At 73.2% G+C, this 22,207-nt stretch carries 16 protein-coding genes and 3 pseudogenes; 13 read left to right on the forward strand and 6 right to left on the reverse strand.

The features are described from left to right. Window positions 1-248 precede the first annotated feature (248 nt). The 5 genes from JNW98_RS18035 (at window position 249) to JNW98_RS18055 (ending at window position 7,368) form a co-directional block, all read left to right on the forward strand. Complete coding sequence (locus JNW98_RS18035) at window positions 249-830, forward strand: DUF6417 family protein (protein ID WP_223769276.1); 582 nt, start codon at window positions 249-251, stop codon at window positions 828-830. 333 nt (window positions 831-1,163) lie between these two features. Beyond that, complete coding sequence (locus JNW98_RS18040) at window positions 1,164-1,676, forward strand: pyridoxamine 5'-phosphate oxidase family protein (RefSeq protein ID WP_223769277.1); 513 nt, start codon at window positions 1,164-1,166, stop codon at window positions 1,674-1,676. Window positions 1,677-1,739: 63 nt separating this feature from the next. Next, complete coding sequence (locus JNW98_RS18045; protein WP_223769278.1) at window positions 1,740-4,850, forward strand: amino acid adenylation domain-containing protein; 3,111 nt, start codon at window positions 1,740-1,742, stop codon at window positions 4,848-4,850. Next, entirely contained in the window at window positions 4,847-6,091 is a 1,245-nt protein-coding gene (locus JNW98_RS18050; RefSeq protein WP_223769279.1) for a cytochrome P450 family protein, read from the forward strand. Before JNW98_RS18045 ends, JNW98_RS18050 begins: the two co-directional genes overlap by 4 nt. A 56-nt stretch (window positions 6,092-6,147) precedes the next feature. Then, complete coding sequence (locus JNW98_RS18055) at window positions 6,148-7,368, forward strand: cytochrome P450 (RefSeq protein ID WP_223769280.1); 1,221 nt, start codon at window positions 6,148-6,150, stop codon at window positions 7,366-7,368. A gap of 114 nt (window positions 7,369-7,482) precedes the next feature. Here JNW98_RS18055 and JNW98_RS18060 read toward each other — a convergent pair whose 3' ends face one another. Next, window positions 7,483-8,154, reverse strand: a complete 672-nt coding sequence (locus tag JNW98_RS18060) for a TetR/AcrR family transcriptional regulator (RefSeq protein WP_223769281.1) — start codon at window positions 8,152-8,154, stop codon at window positions 7,483-7,485. A 178-nt stretch (window positions 8,155-8,332) separates the two neighbouring features. On the opposite strand from JNW98_RS18060, the gene JNW98_RS18065 reads away from it, so the two are divergent. Continuing rightward, a complete protein-coding gene (locus tag JNW98_RS18065; RefSeq protein ID WP_223769282.1) occupies window positions 8,333-8,998 on the forward strand; it encodes a DUF1345 domain-containing protein in 666 nt (221 codons plus the stop codon). Window positions 8,999-9,031: 33 nt separating this feature from the next. Here the strand turns inward: JNW98_RS18065 and JNW98_RS18070 are convergent, their stop codons facing one another. The 3 genes from JNW98_RS18070 to JNW98_RS18080 form a co-directional block, all read right to left on the reverse strand. After that, complete coding sequence (locus JNW98_RS18070) at window positions 9,032-10,384, reverse strand: NAD(P)/FAD-dependent oxidoreductase (RefSeq protein ID WP_223769283.1); 1,353 nt, start codon at window positions 10,382-10,384, stop codon at window positions 9,032-9,034. Window positions 10,385-10,554: 170 nt separating this feature from the next. After that, window positions 10,555-12,363 (reverse strand): hydroxysqualene dehydroxylase, encoded by a 1,809-nt coding sequence (locus JNW98_RS18075; RefSeq protein WP_372459270.1) that lies wholly within the window; start codon window positions 12,361-12,363, stop codon window positions 10,555-10,557. A 97-nt stretch (window positions 12,364-12,460) separates the two neighbouring features. Next, on the reverse strand, window positions 12,461-12,835 hold the full coding sequence (locus JNW98_RS18080) for a nuclear transport factor 2 family protein (RefSeq protein WP_223769285.1): 375 nt from the start codon (window positions 12,833-12,835) through the stop codon (window positions 12,461-12,463). A gap of 184 nt (window positions 12,836-13,019) precedes the next feature. Here JNW98_RS18080 and JNW98_RS18085 point away from each other — a divergent pair, with 184 nt between their 5' ends. From JNW98_RS18085 to JNW98_RS18100, 4 genes are all read left to right on the forward strand, one after another. Continuing rightward, on the forward strand, window positions 13,020-14,009 hold the full coding sequence (locus JNW98_RS18085; RefSeq protein WP_223769286.1) for a GlxA family transcriptional regulator: 990 nt from the start codon (window positions 13,020-13,022) through the stop codon (window positions 14,007-14,009). A gap of 97 nt (window positions 14,010-14,106) precedes the next feature. Continuing rightward, window positions 14,107-14,709, forward strand: a complete 603-nt coding sequence (locus JNW98_RS18090; RefSeq protein WP_223769287.1) for an isochorismatase family protein — start codon at window positions 14,107-14,109, stop codon at window positions 14,707-14,709. Between the two features lie 76 nt (window positions 14,710-14,785). Further along, window positions 14,786-15,805, forward strand: a complete 1,020-nt coding sequence (locus JNW98_RS18095; protein ID WP_223769288.1) for a hypothetical protein — start codon at window positions 14,786-14,788, stop codon at window positions 15,803-15,805. Between the two features lie 350 nt (window positions 15,806-16,155). Beyond that, window positions 16,156-16,593 carry an SMI1/KNR4 family protein gene (locus JNW98_RS18100; RefSeq protein ID WP_223769289.1) on the forward strand — a complete coding sequence of 146 codons (438 nt, stop codon included), beginning with the start codon at window positions 16,156-16,158 and terminating at the stop codon, window positions 16,591-16,593. A gap of 126 nt (window positions 16,594-16,719) precedes the next feature. Here JNW98_RS18100 and JNW98_RS18105 read toward each other — a convergent pair. Together JNW98_RS18105 and JNW98_RS18110 are read right to left on the reverse strand one after the other, a co-directional pair. Continuing rightward, window positions 16,720-17,372 (reverse strand): annotated as a pseudogene (locus JNW98_RS18105) (response regulator). Continuing rightward, window positions 17,360-17,623, reverse strand: a pseudogene (locus JNW98_RS18110) (sensor histidine kinase); the annotation flags it as partial. The pseudogenes JNW98_RS18105 and JNW98_RS18110, both read right to left, overlap by 13 nt. 524 nt (window positions 17,624-18,147) lie before the next feature. On the opposite strand from JNW98_RS18110, the pseudogene JNW98_RS18115 reads away from it, so the two are divergent. The 3 genes and pseudogenes from JNW98_RS18115 to JNW98_RS18125 form a co-directional block, all read left to right on the forward strand. Beyond that, a pseudogene (locus JNW98_RS18115) lies at window positions 18,148-19,079 on the forward strand (DUF6192 family protein); the annotation flags it as partial. Between the two features lie 24 nt (window positions 19,080-19,103). Further along, entirely contained in the window at window positions 19,104-19,952 is an 849-nt protein-coding gene (locus JNW98_RS18120) for an IS5 family transposase (protein ID WP_308015624.1), read from the forward strand. A gap of 1,166 nt (window positions 19,953-21,118) precedes the next feature. After that, window positions 21,119-22,174, forward strand: a complete 1,056-nt coding sequence (locus JNW98_RS18125) for a glycosyltransferase family 4 protein (protein WP_223769290.1) — start codon at window positions 21,119-21,121, stop codon at window positions 22,172-22,174. Window positions 22,175-22,207: the final 33 nt, after the last annotated feature.

Raw genomic sequence — 22,207 nt, forward strand, 5'->3', positions numbered from 1 at the left:
CGGTGACTTCCTGAACTGCTGATCCCGAGCCCCGCCGCCGTGCGGCGTGAGCGACCGGTTCCGGCCCGGCCCCACCGCGGGCCGGACCGGCTCGCGCGGGTCCTTCCCGGCGCACGAGGCCGCCGCCGGGAACTCTCCTCCGTCCCCCGGGGACACACACCCGGCGGACATTCCGCCGACAGCCCCGTACGGTACGGCGGCGTCCGCCATGATGTCCGCGAGCGACCACACGTGCGGGGAGGACATCCGTGGGCGGCCTGAAAGACGCGGAGTACGAGGCCCTGTTGACCCTGCGCGACCTGGAGGGGCAGCAGCGGCACGGCTGGGCGACCGACGGCTGCGGTGTCGCCCCGCAGGCCGTGGAGCGCCTCCGGGCGGCCGGTCTGTGCGAGACGGCCGGCCGTTCCGCCCTCGCCGCCCTGCCGGGGCCGCCGCGGTGGGCCGCCCGGCTCACGCCGGAGGGCCACGACGCGCTCGTCTACCTTCCCGCCCGCCGGTGGGGTGACGGCGGGGCGGCCCCGGATCCCGGCCTGCCCGCGGGGACCCGCGAGGTGAGGCTGCGGCCCCAGGCCATGGAAGTGCTGCGCCTCTACCTGGGCCTGGGCCCCCGCCTCCGCCGGCCCCCCGCACCCGGCCTGGAGGAAGCGGTCCGTACGGCGCGGCGGGCCGACAAGGGCAGTGCCTGGACCCTGCACGTCACCGATGCCCAACTGGCCTCGATCGCGTACGCGATGTGGCTGGAGGCCCGCGCGCACACCGTCGCCCCCGCGAACCGGCTCGCCCGCGAACACGACGCCTGCCACAAGCCGTCGAACGGCGCGACGAACTGACGCCTACCCACGAGCGGCGGGCGGCGCCCGCTTCCGTCCCGGCCCCGGGCAGTGTCCTGTGACGCTGTCCGGGGTCTGCTTTCGGCCCCGGGGGAGTGGGGGCGTGCCGGGTGCCCGGGGACGGGGCTTCTGCCTGGTCAACCGTAGGTAACACCGGGTCACGACGGGGTTCTGACGTGCCGTTCGCGCCCGCGATGTCGCATGCCAGTTCGGCTCAAAACATCAGTTTGTGGGGCAATCGGCGCAGGGAATGATGCGTTCGCTTCAAGATCCTTCACGGGGGAGCCACCCGTGAAACAGCGCTTTCCCGCCGCGTCGAACAGGAGCCTCCGCATGCTGCCCGCCATGCCGCACGACGTCCGTGAACGATTCCTCGCCGAACCGCGCGTCGGCGTCCTGGGGGTCGCCGACCCCCGGGGCGGCGACCGGGCGCCGCTGGTGGTGCCCGTCTGGTACGGGTACGAGCCGGGCGGTGAGGTCGTCGTCGAGACGGGGCGCGAGACCGCCAAGGCCCGACTGCTGCACGCCGCCGGGCGGTTCAGCCTCTGCGTGCAGGACGAGCGGCGGCCGTACCGCTACGTCAGCGTCGAAGGGCCGGTCACCGCGGTCCAGGACCCCGTCGACCCGGCCGTGCGCGAGGCCCTGGCCCACCGCTACCTCGACCCCGACGAGGCCCGCGACTACCTGGCGGCCACGGCGGCCCAGTTGCACGACGACGTCGTCTTCCGCATGCGCCCGCAGCGCTGGCGCACCGCCGACTTCGCCGCCTTCGCGGCCGACTTCGAGGGCGCCTCGGAGGGCGCGCCGGGCGACGTGCCGGACGACGCGCCGGGCGACGCCGGCTGACCGCCACCGCCGCATCCCGCCGCACCGCGGCCGCACGCACTCCACCCCGAGCCGGAAGGAAACATGACCGACACCCACGTTTCGTTACGCCCGTCCCCGCGCCCCGAACCCGCCGCCGGCTACCCGCGCGACCGCCTCGTCCACGAGCTGTTCACCGCCCGGGCCGCCGCCCGCCCGGACGCCCCCGCCGCCCGGCACGGCGAACGCACCCTGACCTACGGCCGGCTCGACGCCCGCTCCGACGCCCTCGCGGCCCGCCTGCGCGCACGCGGCGTCGAGCCCGGCGACCTGGTGGGCGTGTGCGGCGGTCGCTCCCTGGAAGCACTCGTCGCGCTGCTCGGCATACTCAAGGCCGGCTGCGCCTACGTCCCGCTGGACGAGGACCTGCCGCCGGCCCGGCTGCGCGCCATGGCGGAGGACGCGGGTCTGCGCGCCGCGGTGACCCTGCCGGGCAGCGAACGCCCGGTCCGCGGGCTGCCCGTGACCGTCGACCTTGACGCGGACGAAGACGGAGACGAGGCCGAAGACGAGGCCGGGACCGCCCCCGCCGTCCCCGCCGTCCCCGCCGTCCCCGCCGTCCCCGCCGTCCCCTCCGCCACCGACCCCGCCTACGTCGCCTTCACCTCCGGCACCACGGGCCGCCCCAAGCCGGTCGCCGTACCGCACCGCGGCGTCGTCCGCCTCGTGCTGTCCGACCCCGAACTGACGCCCCCGGGACCGGGCGACCGGATCCTGCACGGCTACGGGCTGTCCTCCGACGCCTCCACGATCGAGATCTGGAGCGCCCTCCTCACCGGGGCGTGCCTGGTCATCGCCGACCGCGCGGAGCTCCTCTCGCCCACCGCCCTGGAAGAGCTGCTGCGCGCGCACCGGGTCACGGTCGCGTACCTGACGACGAGCGTCTTCCACCTCCTCGCCCGGACCCGGCCCGAGGCGCTGTCGGGGCTGCGGTTCGTGTCCGCCGGCGGCGAGGCCATGGACCCGCGCCTGGCCGGCGCCGTCCTCGCGGCCTGCCCCGGCACCACCGTGGTCAACTTCTACGGGCCGACCGAGAACTCGGTGGTCTCCACCGCCCACGTGCTGCGCCCGCTGCCCGACGACGCCGGGCACGTGCCCCTGGGCCGCCCCTTCGGCGCGTCCACCTGCCACGTCCTGCGCCCGGACGGCACGCCCGCCGCGCCCGGCGAGGAGGGCGAGCTGTACGTCGGCGGGGACGGGCTGGCCCTCGGCTACCTCGGGGACGCGGCGCTGACCGCCGAACGGTTCGTCACCCTGCCCGCGGTGGAGCCGGACGGCCGGCTCTACCGGACCGGCGACCGGGCCGTCCGCACGGCCGAGGGACTGCTGGAGTACCGCGGGCGGCTGGACCGGCAGGTGAAGCTGCGCGGCGCGCGCGTGGAACTCGACGAGGTGGAGGCGCGGCTGCGGGCCCACCCGGCGGTCGGCGAGGCCGCCGTCGAGGCCGAGGACGGCGCCCTGACCGCGTACGTCACCGCCGCCGAACCGGGCCGGCCGCTCCCCGTACCCGACCTGCGCGCGTACTGCGCGCAGTGGCTGCCCGCACAGGCCGTCCCGGCGCTCGTGCCGATGGACCGGCTGCCCGTCACCAGCGGCGGCAAGGTGGACCGCGCCCGGCTGAAGGCCGCGGCCCCGGCCCGGGCGACGGCGGAGCCCGCGGCCGAGGGCCTGCTCGGCGTCCTCGCCGAGGTGTGGCAGCAGGTCCTCCGCGTCCGGCCCGCCCCCCACGACCACTTCTTCCACCTCGGCGGCGACTCCCTGCTCGCCTCCGAGACCGTCACCCGCACCCTCGCCGTCCTCGGTCTGGACGCCGCCCACGGCTCCGGCCTGATCCGGGCGCTGCTGGCCGCCCCCACCCTGGAGGGCTTCGCGGCGGCCGTCCGGGACGCGCGCGGCGGTGCCGCCGGGAAGACGGCCGGACCGACCGTCGACTTCGCCAAGGAGGCCGAGCTCGGCTTCGACCTCCCACCCGCCGCCGGACCCGCGCCGCGCCCGCACGCCCCGCGGCACGTCCTGCTCACCGGCGCCTCCGGGTTCGTCGGCGCGTTCCTCCTCGACCGGCTGCTGCGCTCGACGGACGCCCGCGTCCACTGCCCGGTCCGGGCCTCGGGCCGGGCGCACGCCGAACGGCGGGTGCGCACCGCCCTCGCCCGCTACGGCCTGCGCCCCAGCGAGGCCGCCTGGCGCCGGGTGGAGTGCTTCCCCGGCGACCTGACCGAGCCCGCCCTCGGCCTGCCCGCCGACCACGCGGCGGATCTCGCCCGCACCCTGGACCTCGTCGTCCACAACGGAGCGCACGTCAACTTCCTCTATCCGTACGAGGAGCTACGCGCGTCGAACGTCGACGGCACCCGGGAGGTCATACGCCTCGCCGCGCCCCGCCGGGTCCCGGTGCACTTCGTCTCCACCGTCGCCGTCGTCGCCGGCTTCGGTGCGGCGGGCGTGCGCGAGGTGGACGAGGACCTGCCGCTGGACCACGCCGACGCCCTCACCATGGGCTACGCGGAGAGCAAGTGGGTCGCCGAGGGCGTGCTGCGGCAGGCGGCCGAGCAGGGCCTGCCGGTGGCCGTCCACCGGCCGTACGAGGTGACGGGCGACACGGCGCACGGCGTGTGCAACACCGAGACCGCCATCTGCTCCCTCCTCAAGATGATCGCCGACACCGGACTGGCCCCGGACATCGCCCTGCCCATGGACTTTGTCCCCGTGGACCACCTCGCCGCCGCCGTCGTCCACATCGCCACCCGCCGGCCGGCCGACGGCCGCGTCCACCACCTCACCAACCCGCGCCCGGCGATGCTCTCCGACGTCCTGGAGCGGATGCGCGCCGCCGGGTACGCGCTGCGGACCCTGCCGTACGACGAGTGGGTCGCCGCCCTGGTCCGCCATGTCGCCGCGCATCCCACCGCCGCCACCGCCCCGTTCGTCTCCCTCTGCGTCGACCGCGGCAGGACCGTGGACACGTCCGTCAAGGAGATGTACCTCCAGGACACCTTCCCCGTGCTCGGGCGGCGCAACGCCGAGGCGGCGCTGGCGGACAGCGGGCTCGACTGCCCGCCCGTCGACGCCGCCCTCCTCGACCGCTACCTGGAGTACTTCTTCACCTCCGGCTACCTCACCCGTCCCACGACCAGCCCTTCGGAGGGGACCGCATGAGCGACACGGAAGCCGTGGACACCGTCATCGAGGTCCCCGCCCCCGAGCCCGGCAGCGCCGGGTCTCCCTGCGCCTACGCCCGGCTGCGCGCCGAACACCCAGTCGTCAAGGCCCAGTTGCCCAACGGCGAGACCGGCTGGCTGCTCAGCCGCCACGAGGACGTACGCGCGGCCTTCGCCGACCCCCGGCTCGTCCGGCCGCTGCTGTCGGCCTGGCCGCCCCGCGAGGGCGACGACGCGCCGCCGCCGTGCCTGCCGACGTTCCTGGAGATGACCGGGGAGCACCACGAGCGCGTCCGCCGCACCGTCCTGCCGCTCTTCGGCCGCCGGCGCCTGGAGTTCATGGTCCCGCGCGTCCGGGCCATCGCCGAGGAGCTCCTCGACGCGATGACGGCCGGGTCGCCGGACGGCACGGCGGACCTCGTCCCCGCGTTCGTCGAATCGCTGCCGCTGCGCGTGCTGTGCGAGACCGTCGGCCTGCCGTACGAGGACCGCGACGTCTACCTGCCGCACACCCTCGCCCTGCTCAGCGCCTCCGGGCTGACGATGGACGAGGTGCTGGCCGCGCTGTACGCGCTCCAGGACTACGCGTCCGAGCTCATCGCGCGGAAGGAGCGGGAGGGGGACGGTGCCCGGGACAGGGACGCCGACGGGGGCGACTACATCGGCCTGCTGCTCGCGGAGAGCCGGCGGCCCGGCGGCGCCCTGACGCGCGACGACGTCGTCAGCTTCGTCGTCACCATGCTGATGGCCGGCTACAAGACCAACATCCAGCACACCGCCAACGCCCTGCTCGTGCTCCTCGGCCGCCCCGACGAGCTGCGGCGGCTGCGGGAGGAGCCCGCGCGGATCGGCACCGCCGTGGAGGAGCTGCTGCGGTACGTGCCGCTGATGAACGCCATCAACATCCTCGTCGCCCGCGAGGACTTCACGCTGCACGGGCAGCGCATCCGGGCCGGCGACGCGGTCGTGCCCGTCCCTGCCGCCGCCAACCGCGACCCGGCGGCGTTCGCCGACCCCGACCGGTTCGACCCGGCGCGCACACCCAACGCGCATGTGGCCTTCGGGCACGGGCCGCACGCCTGCACCGGCGGGCACCTGACCCGCCTCCAGCTCGCCACCGCGATCGAGGTGCTGCTGGAGAAGCTGCCCGGCATCGAGCTCGCGGAGCCGGCCGCCGGCATCCCCTGGGACGAGACGACCCCGCTGCGCGCGCCGGCCCGGCTGCCGGTGCGCTGGTGACGCCCGTACCCCGCGATGTGAAAGAACGCGACCTGATGAAAGAGGCCCGCACCACCGTGACCACACCCCACACGACCGACGCCACCCCGCACGACGAGCCGCTGCCGCGCTACCCCTTCAGCACCCAGGGCGACCGGCTCGCCCCCGAGCTCACCGAGCTGCGCGGCCGCTGCCCGGTGGCCCGGGTCGGCACCAACTCCGGCGGCGAGGCATGGCTCGTCACCGGCTACGAACTCACCCGGCACGTACTCCGCGACCGGACGTTCGCACGCTCCGTACTGGGCGAGACCGACAGCCCGACGCAGGACGCCCCGATCCTGGCGCCCGAACTGCTGGACGCCATGAACCACCTCCAGAAGGCCGGACTGCGCGACGAGGTGCTCCGGGCCCTCGGCCGCGACCAGCCCGACCTGCCCGCCGACCTGGTCGCGGCGGCCACCCGGGAGGGCCTGGACGCCATGGTCCGGCAGGGCGCGCCCGGCGACCTCCAACACCACTTCGCGGAGCACGTCGCCGCCTGGTGCATGCTGCGCCTGCTCGGCCTGCCCTTCGAGGACCGTGCCTGGCTGGCCCACCGTGCGGACGTCGACCTGACGATGGTGACGTACTCGGACGAGGAGCTCGCCCGCAACTGGGAGGAGATCCGCCGCCACATGCACGCGCACATGGCGGCCCGCCGCCCCGGGGAGCCGCGTGGCCTCGCCGACCGCCTCGCCGACCTCAACGCCCGCGGCCAGGGGCTGACGGACCGTCAGCTGTCGAACATCGTCGCCGTCCTCTTCGTCAGCGGCTACGAGGACTTCGCGAGCTTCCTGGGCGTCGCGGCCTTCAACCTCCTCCGGCGGCCGGACGCCATCCGGACGCTGCGGGAGCACCCGGAGACGATGCCGCGCTGCGTGGAGGAACTGCTGCGCTGCAGCGTCGTCCTGGGCAACGCGATCCCGCGCTACGTCACCCGGGACGCCGAGCTCGGCCCGGCGTCCCTCAAGCGGGGCGACCTCGTGCTGCTGTCACTGGACGCCGTCAACTTCGACCCGGCCGCCTTCGCCGACCCGGAGACGTTCGACCCGGCCCGCTCACCCAACCCCCACCTGCGGTTCGGCTACGGCCGCCACCACTGCCCCGGCGCCCACCTGGTCCGCCGCCAGTCGGAGACGGCGTTCCGCGTGCTCCTCGACCAGCTGCCGGACATCGCCCTGGCGGTCCCGGCGGCGGAGGTCCCCTGGCACCCCCACCGCATGGCCATCATGGCGGCGGAGCTGCCCGTGAGCTGGTGAGTCACCGGGGTTCCGACACACGCCCCGCCGGGCGCCAGGACACCGGCCCGGGCCGCGAGCTCCCGTGGGTCGGGCCGTCGACGACGCGGAGCGCGGGGGGCGCGGGTGCCTGACTCAGGTACCGGCCGTGCGGGCCCCGCCCGGCGGCGGGCTGACCAAGGTGATCGCGGCATCGAGGAGGGCCTGGACCCGGCTCGCCGTGAACCTCTCGGGTTCGATGGGGAACATCATCATCCAGCCGTCGGCGATGGCGGCCAGCTGGTCGGCGAGCAGGTCGGCGGGGATGTCGTCGCGGACGGTGCCCTGTGCCTGCCCGGCAGTCAGGAGCGAGGCGAGTATCTCGCGGTGGCGGGCGTAGCGCCGCGCGATGACGGTGGCGAAGGCCGGTTCGTACCGTGCGTGGGCCAGCAGTTGGGACATCACGGGCCAGAACTCGGGGTCGCCCGCGGCGCGGGACAGCCACCGTTCCAGGACCGCCCTGATGCCGGGCCGGCCCCCGCCGGGCTCGAGCATGGCGTCGAAGCCGTCGAACCGGCTCTGGGTCACCGCGGCGACCAGCTCTTCCTTGTTCGCGAAGTAGTACGTCACCGTCCCGGTCGTGCACCCCGCGCGCTGGGCCACCTTGCGCAGGGAGGTGTTGGCGTAACCCTCCCGAGCGATCACCGAGGCCGCCGCCTCCAAGAGCGCGGCCCGCCTCGCTTCGTGGTCGCCAGTCGGCCGCCCGCGCCGCCCGGCCGGCCCGCGTCCGTCATCGGCGGCCGCTGGGCGGGTCGGGTTCTCGGGCATCCCGTGATTTTGCCACACGGCTGACGTAACGGTCGTTGTGCAAAATCGCGGGGTCCGGCGGAATCACCGTCGAGACACGCCCTCGATGCCGCCGCCCGAGCGCCGCGGCCCTCATAGCATCGGCCGGGAACTTCCCGTCAGTGCCATCCTGTCGACGACCGTCCGGAGAGGCTCGTCCGTGCACCGCTGGCTATCCGAACGGCGCCGATCGACGGTGAGCCTGGCCGTCGCGGTGTGCACGGCGGTGGTCCTCCCCAACGACAGCGTGGCCGACGTCTCGACGGCCGACATCGGCGTGTTCGTCCTCTTCGCCTACCTGCTTCCCTATCTCGCGCTGACCTTGTCCGCCTTCTGGAGCGTCGACCCGGAACAGGTCCGGTCCTGGGCGCATCGCGAGGCTCGCGGCACGTTCGCGCAGCGCTACGTCCTCGGAACCGCACCCGGACCCGGGGCGTCGCTCTTCATCGGGGCCGCCGCTCTGGTGGTGGCGGTGCTGTGGCTTCCCGGCCACTTCACCACCACCCTCACCGCCGTCCCCCGCACGCTGGTGGCGCTCGCGCTGGTCGTCCTCGCCTGGATCTGCGTGGTGCTGGCCTTCGCGGTCACCTTCCAGGCCGACAACCTCGTGGAGAACGAGCGGGCGCTCGACTTTCCCGGGGAAGAGGCCCCGGCCTGGGCCGACTACGTCTATTTCGCCCTGGCGGCGATGACGACGTTCGGCACCACCGACGTCAACGTGACCTCACGGGACATGCGGCGGACCGTGGCGGCGAACACGGTCATCGCCTTCGTCTTCAACACCGTCACGGTCGCGAGCCTGGTGTCCGCGCTGGGCGGCCGCTAGCCGTATTGGTCACGAGCGTTGTCGACGCGGCTGTCAGCGCTTCTGCGACGACAGCGTCCGGCGGCGGTGGAAGCGGTCCGAGACGCGGTCGATCGTCCAGGCGGCGTGCAGCGTCGGCGCGCTGAGGACGGATGGGGCGAACCGCGGCCGCGTCCGCCATACGGCGGTGAGGTCCTCGTGCCGCCGGTCGCCGGCGAGCCGGTCGGCGAGCAGTGTTCCGAGGTAGGGGGACTGGGCGAGGCCGTGGCCGTTGCAGCCGATGGCGTAGAAGACGTTCTTCGCCGCCTCTCCGGCGACCGGCAACAGCGACGACGTCATCGCTATCCACCCGCCCCAGGCGCGCCGCGGTGCGACGTCGACGAGCGACGGGAACCGCTCGTGGAAGCCGCGGAGGAGGTCCGCCACGACCGCGTCGTCCGGCTCGCGGTTGGTCGGCGCCCCACGCGTCGTCCGGAGCCGCCGGGTGCCGAACATGATCGTGCCGCGTGGTGTGGGCCGGTAGTTCTCCAGGATCGCGTGCGGGGTGATGACGCCGGTGCGCCTCGTCCAGCCGGTGGCCACCAGGCGTTCGGGGGCGATCGGTTCGGTCTCGACCAGGCTGGTCCAGACCGGTGTGACCATCCGCCTCGGGGCGATCGCGAGGTCGCGGGAGTAGGCGTTGGTGGCCAGCACCACGCGCTCGGCGTGAACGCGGCCCCCGGCCACGCTGACGACGACGCCCGAGGCGTGGGGCTCGACGGCGCGCACGGCGGTTCGTTCGTACGTCCGCACATCCGACGCGAGGAGCGCGTCGCGCAGGCCGAGCGCGAACTTCCCGGGATTCAGCAGTCCACCGGCCCGCTCGAAGACGCCGCCGAGGAACGTGTGCGGCAGGCCGAAGTCGCGGCCCTCGACGAACTCGACGTCCGCCCCCGCGCGTCGGAGGATCCCGGCGTTCCGTTCGGTACGCCGCAGCTGCCCCGGGGAGACGGCGGCGATGACGTTGCCCGTGGGCTCGTAGTCGCAGTCGACGGCCAGCCGCCCGATCAGCTTCTCGGTGAAGCGGGCCGCTTCGTCGGCGTAACGGACGAGATCCGGCAGCCGGCGCGCGTACAGCGTGTTCAGCAGTCGTGGATCACCTGCCAAGGCGTTCGACAGGTATCCGGCGTTGCGCGAACTGCCGCCCCACCCGCAGAACCCGGCCTCCAGCAGGACGACGTCGGCGCCGCGCTCGGCCAGCCGCAGTGCCGTCGCCATGCCGGCGTAACCGCCCCCGACGACGGCGATGTCGCAGGTGAGCTCCCCCTCCGGCATCGGCGCGAAATCGGTGGGCCGGTCCGCCCAGCCGGAGAACGCCGAATACGACACGCCGGCGACGCCGGCCCCGTCCGCTGTCACGTCGTGCATGTCGACCTTGGTCTCCCGTCCTGATGGCGGCACTTGGTGGCACCGTAACGAGCTCGTCGATTTTTCGCAACGAGTGTTACGAAAAATGCGCCGGCTCCCAGGGCGAGACCGACAGGGCGAGACCGACAGGGCGTACCGACAGGGTCACCGCGCGGTTCGGCGGCGCCTTCTCAGCCGACGTCGAACACGTTCGGCCGCCCGGCCCGGTACCGGGCCTCGTCCCGGCGGTGGAACGGCTCCAGCTCCGGCGGGCGGTACAGCGGCCAGACGCGGCAGGGCGGCGCCGTGGAACCGTCCGCCTCCAGCAGGGCGTTGACCGCACGGCGCGCCGACTCGTTCGCGCCCTCCATCGTGGCCAGGTCGACGTCCGTGGCGACGTAGTCGCCGGCCAGGAACAGGTTCGGCACCGCCGTCCGGCTGGTCGGGCGGTCGAACCAGGTGCCGACCGGGTGGATGAAGAGCTGCTCCCGGTTGACCGGGGAGGGGCCGCCCAGCCCCGTCACCGCGGGGTCGAGGAACCAGGAGTGGACGTCCGCGTCGTCCAGGACCCGCCGGCCGGTGTCATTGAATCCCGCCTTCATCTGCGCCCACACCTCGCGCGCGATCTCCTCGCGGGTGCAGCGGATGGCGGGCTTCCGGTAGAGGATGCCCGGCTTCTGCCACTCCGAGACGATCACCGACAGGCAGTCGGCCACCCGGCCGTCGCCGTAGTCGGCACGGAAGTCGCGGCCCGGCCAGAACTGCGCCTGGCCGATGGTGGTGAGCGCCCAGGGTGAGTCGATGTGGTCGGTGTGCCCATGGACGATGGGCGTCCGCTTCCGCAGGTAGTACTGGACGCCGACCATCCAGTCCGTCTGGAGCCGGTCGCAGCGCGCGAGCCGCGGGTCCGCCGCCCGCAGCTCCGGGCCCCAGGTGGCGCGGGCGTACTCGACGGGCAGGGCGCTCACGTAGTGGTCGGCGGTGACGTGGCGTTCGGCCCCGCCGCGCGGGGAGCGCAGCCGGACGCCCGTGACCCGCCCGCCCCCGTACAGCACCTCGCGGACCTCGCTGGCCGGCGCGAAGCGGACGCCGAGGGCCCGCAGGTGGCGCACCCACGGGGTGATCCACGCCTCGTTGGTCGGCGCGTTGAGGACGCGGTCGGGCTCCCCGTCGTTGCCCCGGGACACCACGTTGTACAGGAACGCCTGGATGATGCGGGCCACCGTGCGGGTGCTGGCCACCTCGGCCTTGATGGCGACGAGGTTGCGGGTCATGCCGGTGCCGAGGAGGTGGCGGTAGTCCCGCGACATCCGGTCCGCCCGGATGAAGTCCCACCAGGGCACCCGCTCCCACTGCCCGAGGCGGCGCTGCTCACAGCTGGTGAGGTGGACCAGCAGCCGGTTCGCGAAGTAGGCGACCTCGGTGGGCGGCAGGTGCAGGACGGTGTCCAGCCCGGCGGTCAGGTTGCGCAGCAGGGCGTCCGGCAGCAGGGTCGCCGGGTCCGGCGGGGCGAGCAGGGTGCGGAACGGGACCGTCAGGTCGGGACGGCCCCCGGTGCGCACCACCAGGCCGTCCGTCGCGTTCATCAGGTTGTCGTGGACCGTCCCCGCGCCGTCCGGCAGCGGGATGCGCCGCATGGTGTCGGGCAGGTTGCGGTAGAAGCCGGGGAAGAAGCGGAAGCCGTGCTCGCCCGGCAGCGGGCGGCGGCCGCCGCTCCCGGTCCCCGGGACGTCCTTGCTGCGGGCCTTCCCGCCCAGGTCGGCGTTGCGTTCGTAGACGGTGACCCGGTAGCCGCGCTCGGCGAGCTCCTGCGCCGCGCTCAGCCCCGCGACGCCGCCGCCGAGGACGGCCACGGTACGGCCCGGCGCCGCCCGCCCGCGGGCCCCGGCACGGCCCGCGCCCACGAGCACCGCCCCACCCGCCGCGGCGGCAGCGCCGAGCAACTCCCGCCGCGTCCGTCCGACCGCCGAATTCCCCACGTACCCCGCCTTGTTCCCCATGTCCGGGACAACGACGGGGGTCGCAGACAGGTCATGGTGCCGCAGGGGTGTGACCGGCGACCGCGCGCCCCGCGGGCGTGTTCAGGAGACGGGCGGCTCAGGAGACCGGCCGGACGTCCCCGGCGAAGACGATGATCTGATCGATGAGAGCGCGCCGGAAGTGGACGACGTCCGTTCCCGCCAGGCGGGGGCCGTCGCCCGGCGTGGTGAACAGCCACTGGTAGCGGGCCCATTCGTCCGGCATGTCCACCTCCGAGGAGCGGACCATGGTGCCGGCGCCTGCCGGATGACGCCGGATGTCCAGCACGAAGCGTTCGACCGCCTCGATCCCCTCGCTGCGTCCCAAGGGACCCCACAGCACCACGTCGGAGGTCAGGGCCTGGGCCAGCAGCCCGGTCACATGGACGTCCTCGGCGGCGTTGAAGGCGGAGATGAAGGTGTCGACGGCGGACTGTGCGATCTCTTCCTGCATGCACCAGTCATACCAGTGGTGCCGCGCGCCCGGGTCCGGACCGGGGCGGGGGGACGGCCGGGGTTGCCGGGGCCGCCGGGGGTGCGCGGGCGGACGTTCGGATCCGGACGTCCGGATGCGGATGTCCGGATGTGACAGAAGCCCGTCATTGCGGCCACCGTGGCGCTGCCCGGAGGATGAGGGCATGCCCCAGACGCACCACCGCGTGGTCATCGCGGTCTTCCCCGACGTCGACCTCCTCGACGTCACCGGCCCGGCCGAGGTGTTCGCCCTGGCCAACCGGGAGAGCGCCGGCCGCGCCGCCTACCGGGTCCGGCTCGCCGGCCCCGGCCCGGCCGGGCAGGCCGTGGCGACGTCGGCGGGGGTGCGCCTGGTGACCGACCTGGGCCTGGACGACGTGGGCGCGGCGGTGGACACGCTGCTCGTCCCCGGAGCCGTCGACCCCGGGCCCGAGGGCCCGCGGGTCCGGATCGACGACGGCCTCGTGGCATGGATCAGGGCCACCGCCCCGCACGCGCGGCGCGTCGCCTCCGTGTGCGTGGGCGCGCACCTGCTGGCCGCGGCCGGCCTGCTGGACGGCCGGCGGGCGACCACGCACTGGTCCACCGCCGCACAGCTCGCCGCCGACCATCCGCGGGTGGACGTCGACGCGGACCCCATCTTCGTCCGCTCGGGTCGGGTGTGGACCGGGGCGGGCATCAGCTCCTGCCTGGACCTGGCGCTCGCCCTCGTCGCCGAGGACCACGGCGAGGAGCTGGCGCTGGCCGTGGCCCGGCAGCTCGTCGTCTACCTCAAACGCCCGGGTGGGCAGAGCCAGTTCAGCGTGCCGATCAGCCGCCCGGCCTCGTCCCGCAGGGACATCGACGAACTGCGCCGCCACATCGGCGAACGCCTCGACGAGGACCTGTCGGCGGCGGCCCTGGCGGCGCGGATGTGCCTGAGCGAACGGCACTTCACCCGCGTGTTCGCCCAGGAGACCGGCGCCACCCCCGCCGCGTACGTCGAGGCGGCCCGGGTGGAGGCCGCCCGCCGCCTGCTGGAGACCACCGACCAGCCCCTGGAACAGGTCGCCCGCGCGTGCGGCCTGCGGTCGGTGGAGACCCTGCACCGGGCGTTCCGCCGGCAGATCAGCACCAGCCCGGCGGCGTACCGCCGCCGCTTCCGCACCACCTGACCCACACGTCGCACCATCCGACCCACCCCTCGCGTCGCCGCGTGCTCCCGCACGCCACGGCGAGCGCCTTTTACCCCTGTATGAGAGGAAAGCTCCTATGTCCGCTTCGACGACCCTGCGCGCCGTCATGGGCCTCGACGACCGGCTGCCGCACCTGAAGGACACCACGCTGGTGATGATCGACTTCCAGAACACCTACCGCACCGGCGTCATGGCCCTGGAGGGCGCCGGGGAAGCCCTCGCCGCCGGCGCCCGGCTGCTGAGCGCCGCCCGCGCCCTCGGGGTCCCGGTGGTGCACGTGGTCAACGACGGCGGCCCCGGCAGCCCGTACGACATCCGGGCCGACATCGGCGCGATCAGCGGCGAAGTGGCGCCCCTGGACGGGGAACCGGTGGTGGTCAAGCAGTTCCCCGATGCCTTCCACGCCACCGACCTGGAGGCCACGCTGCGCACGCTGGACGCCGGGCCCGACCTGGTGCTGGCCGGCTTTATGACCCACATGTGCGTCGCGTTCACCGCACAGGGCGCCTTCACCCTCGGCTACCGCCCCACCGTCGTCGCCGAGGCCACCGCCACCCGCTCCCTGGCCGCCCCCGACGGCACCACCGTCCCCGCCGCCACCCTCCACGACGCGGCCCTCACCACCGTCGGGGACCTCTTCGGCCTCGTGGCCCGCACGGTGGACGACCTCACGCGCTGAACCTCCGCCGCGCGGGGGAGGGGACCGGCACCGTGGCATGACGTACCGCCGCGGGCGCCGTACCAGAGTCGTGCGCATGCATGATCACTCCGAACGCCGCGCCCGCCGGCGCCGCCTCCTCGCCCGGTTCGCCGTCGTCGCGTGCCTGCCGTACCTGTCACTGAAGCTGCTCTGGATCGCCGGGGCCGACGTCGGGGTGAAGGACCTCGGGGAGGTGTCTCGGGGGCAATGGATCGCGGCCAACGCCGTGACCTTCGGCATGGACGCGATCGCGGCGCTGATCGCCCACGTGCTGACCCGGCCCGGCGGCCGGCGCGTGCGCGCGTGGCTGATCCTCTGGCCGATGTGGGTCGCCACGGGCATGCTCGTCACGCTGACGGTCGCGGTGCCGGTCGGCATGGGCGTCATCACGGCGACCGGCGCCGAGAACCCGGCCACGGCCGACGGCATGCTCCGGCCCTGGGTGTTCGCCGTCGTCTATGGCGGGCTCATCGCCGAAGGACTGGTCCTGCTCGCGGCCTTCGCGCTGTACGCCGACGAACGCTGGGGCATGCTGCTGCGCACCCGCGTACGGGAGTTGGCCGACCCGGCCGGCACCCAGGGCATGCAGCGGCTGCTCACGGCCCTCGCCCTCGGGTTCCTCGCCTTCTCGGGCGTGCTGCACCTGGCGTGGGGGCTGGGCTCGAACCTCGGCATGAACGCGGAGTGGATCGCCCGCCGGAACGCCGTCGGCCGCACGGGCGACCTCGTCCACGGCATGGCGGCACTGACCGGGGCGGCCGGCCTGTACGCACTGGTGTTCCGCCGGTGGGGCGGGGTCCGCGTGCGCGTGCCGCTGGCGATGGCCTGGACGGGCGTGGGGGTCGTCTTCGGCGCCAGCGGCTGGATGGACGTCGGGCGTTCCCCGGCCGCGTCGGCCCTCACGGGCGTCGGCAACACGGCCGACCTGATCGCCGGCCTGCTGACCCTGTGCGTCGGGTGCTTCGCCCTGACGGAACTGACGGCGGATCAGGACCGGTCGGCCTCGCCGGCTGCTCCTGACGCCCACCGCCTCGGGGCGGCGGCACCCCTTCCGGCCTCGGGGCCGGTGCGCTGAGCGCCGGCCGGCGGACCGACGGGCCGGGGCCCAGGCAGACCACGCTCCGGCAGACCGCGAACGGAGCCGCGTACGCCCGCTCGACGGCGCCGTACGGCACATCCGGCCCCCCGCCGGGACCGCGGCAACACCGCCGGCGGCCGGCCGGGCGGGGCCGGTGGCCGCGGCCCGACCGCGCGGCGCCCAAGGCCCCGCCACGGCAAGCGGTTCCTGCCGGTAGGAGACGTCCGGCGCGGTGCCGAACCCGTCCCGCCACGCCCGCCGGAAACCGGGCGCGTGGCGCCGACCTCACCCGGAACGCCGCCGGAGGCCGGGGGAGCCACCACCCCCGCCCGGTCTAGGGTTGCCCCATGTGGCGGGAAGCAGCGGTCCGGACGTTCTCCGAGGCCGAGTTCAGGGAACCTGTCGGCACGGCCGCGCCGGCCATCGCCGAGCGGCGGCTGGGCTGCCGTCTGCCGGCCGAACTCGTCGGTCTGCTGCGGGAGACCGACGGCATCGTCGGGCCCTGCGGGGTGGACACGGTCTGGCCGCTGGAACGGATCGTCGAGGACAACCTGCGCTTCCGGTCGGACGGCGTCCTCGCCGGCCTCTACGAGCCGTTCGAGGCACTCCTCTTCTTCGGCGACAACGGCGGCGGCGACCAGTTCGCGTTCGCCGGCCCGCCGTTCCGGCCCGATGTCCTCGTATGGCGGCACGAGGACGACAGCCGCCGACCAGTCGCCCGTGACCTGCGGGACTACCTCGCACGTGCCCTCGCGGACGACGGCGGGGACGACTGGTACGCGTGACCGGCAGTCGGACGTCTGCCACCTGCCGTTCCGGGCCGGCCCCCGGAAGCCGGCGCGGACTCCGGCCGTCGCGGGCAGCCCCGAGCGCCGGACGTCGCCGGACGTCGCCGGACCCCGCGGGCCGCGTCAGCGGCCCAGAGCCTCCAGATGCCGCAGGACGGCCGCGACGCGGCGGTCCGCCTCGGCGTCCGGCGGCAGGCCGAGTTTCGCGAAGATGTTCCTGATGTGCTTCTGCACGGCGTTGCCGGTGACGTCGAGGCGGCGGGCGAGAGCCGCGTTGCCCAGCCCCTGCGCCATGAGGGCCAGCACCTCCCGCTCGCGTCCGGTCAGGGCGGCGACGGCCTCCGCGGCCCGCCGGCGCGTCAGCAGCCGGGAGGCCACCTCGGGGTCGATGGCCGTACCGCCGGCGGCCACGCGGTGCAGCGCGTCGAGGAACTGCCCGACGTGACTCACCCGTTCCTTCAGCAGGTAGCCGATGCCGGTCGTACCGGTGCGAGCAGGTCGGTGGCGAACGACGGCTCGGCGTGGGCGGACAGGATGAGCACCGCGGGCGGCCGGGCGGACCGCCGGATGCGGACGGCGGCCCGGATGCCCTCGTCGGTGTGGGTCGGCGGCATGCGGACGTCCACGACGGCGACGTCCGGGCGGTGGGCGGCCACCGCGGCCGGCAGCTCGTCCGGGTGCGCCACCGCCGCCACGACGTCACAGCCCTCGGCCGCCAGCAGCGCGGCCAGCCCCTCCCGGATCAGGGTGTCGTCGTCGGCGATCACCACGCGCACGGGAGCTCCACCTCCACGACGGTCGGTCCGCCGGCCGGACTGCCGAGCGTCATGGTCCCGTCCAGCGCCTCGACGCGGTGCCGCACCCCCGCCAGGCCGGTGCCACCCGCCCGTCCCGTGCCGCCGGACGCCTGTTCGCGGGCGCCGCCGCGGCCGTCGTCGCGGACGCGGACGCGCAGCACGTCGCCCGTACGCCGCACCGTCACCTCGGCCAGCGAAGCCCCGCTGTGCCGGGCGACGTTGGTCAGTGCGTGTCTCTGATCCCCGGTTCTGAGTAGCTTTGGGTCCTACGCTGGCGTGGTGTCCAAGGGCACCGGGCGGGCCGGGGAGAGGAACTGTCGGGTTTGCGGCGAACGGCTGAGGCCCGGTGCGCGGCCTGACGCCGTGTTCTGTTCCGCGGCATGTCGTGCCAGGCAGTGGCGTACGGAGCGCCGGTTGCGCAAACGCCTGGCGGCTGTCCGGGGCGGCGCGGACGAGGCCGAGTGCCCCGAGTGCGGGGCTCGCTGGGTGGCTGGCGTCGACCGGCGCTCGAATGCCGTCTACTGCTCGCGCCGGTGTGTGGTGAGGGCCTGGAGGCACCGGAAGGAAACGTTCGGCGAACGGGCACAGTGACCGCATCGCGAACGCATCCTGAGTCCAACTCCTGTCAGAACCCGGTCATTTACGGTCGTTTATTGTGATCAGCATATTTGCGGTCTGACTCTCGGTGAGAGCGGGTCGTGTCCACGTCACGGGCTCCAGCTCCGTGCCCGGCCCGCATGGGTGGTGAGACACCGTGCCGGAGGAGATCGACAAGGTCGGAAACGTCAGCCGGCAACGCTACGAGCAGATCGTGGCCGAGCTGCGGAAAGTGGTCGAGCAACCCAGGGCCAGTTCACGATCGGGGACCGCGCGCTGGAGATCGAGCCGATGCGCCGGCCCGAGGACGGCAGTCAAGCTCTGCCGGGTCAGGATCTGTTCACGGTCCGCCAGGCCCTGACCAGGCTCGCAGAGGATATCGGCCTGAAGCGAAGCACCGTGGAGAACGCACGGTGGACAGCGTCGCGCTGGCCGCGGGAACATCGTCAGACGGGGGTGTCGTTCACGGTTCACCGGGTCCTGGGCAGCATTCCTGACGAGGAAGAGCGGTTCGCCGCGGTCAAGACGCCGCCCGAGGGCAAGAGCCGGTGGACGGTCGACGACGCCAACCGGCGGGTGGGACGCCGGGTCGAGAGCCCGGCCTCTCCGCAGGAGAAGATCACCGCGATCCATACCCTTGCCCGGGACGAGGACGTCGCCGCGGCGGTGACCACCGACTTCCTCAAGCGTCCGACGGTGGCGGCCAAGGTCCCCGACCACGACAAGGTAACGGGTGGTGGAGGAGTTCACCCGGGACGAGCACGTCGCCACCCAGGTGACCACCGGTCTGCTGCGTCGGCCGGAGGTCGCCTTCAAGGCGATGAGCGACGACACAGCCCGCCACCAGGTCAACCACGCCCAGGTCGAGCGGGGCCGGCAGGCCCGCGAACACTTCGAGGACACCAGCCCGGTCGCCCCAGCGGTCCGGCACATTGACCGGACGGTGGAGTTCCTGGACCTGTCACCGCCTGCCACTCGTTCGTGGCCGCGGCCGGCCGGGCCGTCCCCGGCCTGCGGGACCGCACCCTCGGCGAGGACGAACGCACGATCGTGCACGAGAACGTGGCGAAGGTGCGGGCGACCCTCGACTGAACTTGGAGAAAAGCCGCCGCCATGCGTCAGCGTCGCTATCCCTCCGACACCACGAACGCGGAATGGGCCCTGCTCGAGCCGCTGCTGCCGGAGCCGGCCTGCGAGACCAGCCGCGGCGGCCGACCGGAGAAGCACCCCCGCCGCGAGGTGGTCGACGCCATCCGCTATGTCGTCGACACCGGATGCAAATGGCGGGCCCTGCCCGCGGACTTCCCGCCCTGGCGCACGGTCTGGGGATTCATGGCCCGCTGGGCCACCGCCGGGATCGTCGGCCAAATCCGCGACCACCTCTCCGGACGGATCCGCCGTGACATGGGCAAGGGCCCCCGGGCGGTGGCCACGGTGATCGACTCCCAGAGCGTGAAGGCGGCCGAGACCGTCAGCCGGGCCACCCGCGGCTACGACGCGGGCAAGAAGATCAACGGGCGCAAGCGCCACATGGTCGTCGACACCCGCGGACTGCCCCTCATGGTCATGGTCACCCCCGCCGACCTGCACGACTCCGCAGCAGCCAAGGAAGTCCTCTTCCGCCTACGCCTCATGCACCCCGAGATCACGATCGTGTGGGCCGACTCCGCCTACGCCGGCAAGCTCGTCGACTGGGCCAAGCAGCACCTGAACCTGACGATCAAGCCGGTCAGCCGTCCCAAGGACGCCTCCGGCTTCGTCGTGCTGCCCCGCCGCTGGGTCGTCGAACGCAGCCTTGCATGGATGATGTACGCGCGCAGGCACGCACGCGACTACGAACGGCTCGTCCAACACTCCGAGACTCTGATCACCTGGGCCGCCATCACCCTCATGAGCAGGCGCCTGGCCCGAAAAGGCGCCACCCCAAGCTGGCCGAGAAGACCGGCGTCGGGCCTCATCTGACCCACGTGAGACCGTGTCTCGCGGAGCGATGGTCGTCAGTGCGGACCAGCGTCGAGGGCAGCGAGGTCCCGACGGACGGCAGCAGCCGTCTTGTCGAGCTGGTCTCGCTCCTGCACGCGCCAGTCAGCATCAATGCGGAATGGGTCACCGGCGAAGCGGGGGAAGACGTGCAGGTGAACGTGTTCTTCGCGAAGTGGGTGTCTCATGAGACGGATGTGGTGGACCCAGTACGGCTCGCCATGTTCACTCGATCCGGGCTGCGCCGACCAATGTCAAGGCGCGAGATTCCGTCATGCTGGGCCGAGCGCAGTCGGTCTGCCGGCGGGCGTCCCCGGTCTTGCGGATAGCTGAGCTCCAGGGCGCGGTTTGCCGCTGCCCGAGATCTGCAGGCCAGGCGATCGGGCAAGGGGCTGACGGACGCGAACAATCTTGTCCCTGGAGGTCATCGGCAGCCGTGGGTAGGCGGCTCATTGGGCTGAATCCGACCGGCGCGAGCTTTGGGGACCTGCGACCCCTTTGTTCTTGCGGTGCCGCAGCAAGGCACTTACAGGTGGTTTCAACCTACAAGAACTAGCTCTGCATAGTCGAACTGTGACTCAATGGAGTGGTTCGGGTTCAACGGATCCTCTGACCAGGAGCCCTTGTGATCACACCCCGCCGCAGCAGCTTGGAGAGCGGGTTCCATCACGGAACGCGCACTTCCAGCGTGGCGTGGAGAAGATCTTCAGCGGCTTCGCGTTGAGCGAGCCGCGTGCCCACTCGGCTGAAAAGCACTGGTGAATCTCTGATCGCCAGCGACGACGCGCGGGCTGGGCCCGCGTGGGCACCCCAGTTGGCGAAGGACCGGTCACCCAGCGGTGGCCGGCCGGACTTGCCCATCCGCACTGATCCGTGCAGCACGACGGGGCCGTACCGGCCGCTCGAACCGCCAGCTCCGCAGCTCTGATGTGCACAGCCCTGGTGCCGACGTCCGCCCGCCCTTGCCCGCCGGTGTCGCCTGGCTCAGCACCGAACGGGGCCATCGCACCGGCCGGCAAGGGCACGCGGTTGCGATTCGCCAGGTCCGCTTGATCTCGAGGTATCGCCTTCACAGGAGGGAGTTCGCACTCGTGGACACGGTGGCACCCCACCTGCCCCGACTGGTTACCACCCCCACGGTACGGAGCATGTCGATCGCGGCCCGGGTGTACGGATACCCGCCGGCCCACAACGCGGGCTCCGAGTGGATGCTCCACTCCATGCTCCGCCCCTTGGCCGAACGCGGCCATGACGTGGCGGTCTGGCTCTCGCACCCGGGGGCCATCGAGAAGAGCTACGAGATCGACGGGGTGCGGGCCATCCCGTACCAGGAGGGTACCGATTTCGCCGCACATGTTCAGCGGTCGGATGTGCTGCTGTCCCACTTCGAGAACGTCCCCTTGGTGGCCGGGCTCGCGCGGGAGCGCCGGATACCCCTGGTCGTGATCTGCCACGACGACTTCTCCACGAGCTTCCACAACGCGGCCGGCGCCGATCTCCTCGTCTACAACAGCGAGTGGATCAGGCGGGAGGGCGAGATCTTCTACGCCCACTACCCCCAGGAGTTCCTGCCCCGGCACAGCATCGTCGTCCGGCCGCCAGTGATCGCGGAGGAGTACCGCACGGAGCCCGGCGACTGCGCGACGCTCGTCAACCTCAACCCTGACAAGGGCGGCGAGTTGTTCTGGCAGATCGCCGCCTGGACACCACGGTGGAAGTTCCTCGGCGTCCGCGGCGCCTACGGCCAGCAGGTCATGCCGCCGCCCCGGCTGCCCAACTGCGAGGTCCTCGACGGGGTGCCCGGGCAGCGGATGCGCGAACACGTCTACAGCCGGGCGCGCGTGATGCTCATGCCGAGCCTGTACGAATCGTGGGGGCGCGTGGCCATCGAGGCGTTCGCCTCGGGCATCCCGGTGATCGCCCATCCGACTCCCGGACTCGTCGAGTCCCTGGGCGACGCCGGCATCTTCGCCTACCGCGACGACCTCAACGCCTGGATCCACGCCCTGACCTCTCTCGAGGACCCGGACGCCTGGGCGCGCGCCTCCCGCCGGGCCAGAGCCCGGTCGGTTGAGCTGAGCGCGGTCCCAGACCTCGCCCTGTGGTGCGACGCCGTCGAATCGCTGACCACCAGGAGCACGGCCATCAAGCGCCCGAGCCCGTGCCCGTCATGGAACGGCGTGACCCACGCCACCCACGACTGATCCGGCCGGTCTCGGTCGACCCCTGTCCACCTG

Origin of the sequence: Streptomyces huiliensis, assembly GCF_020037025.1 — a bacterium.
In the GTDB taxonomy this organism is placed as follows: domain Bacteria; phylum Actinomycetota; class Actinomycetes; order Streptomycetales; family Streptomycetaceae; genus Streptomyces; species Streptomyces huiliensis.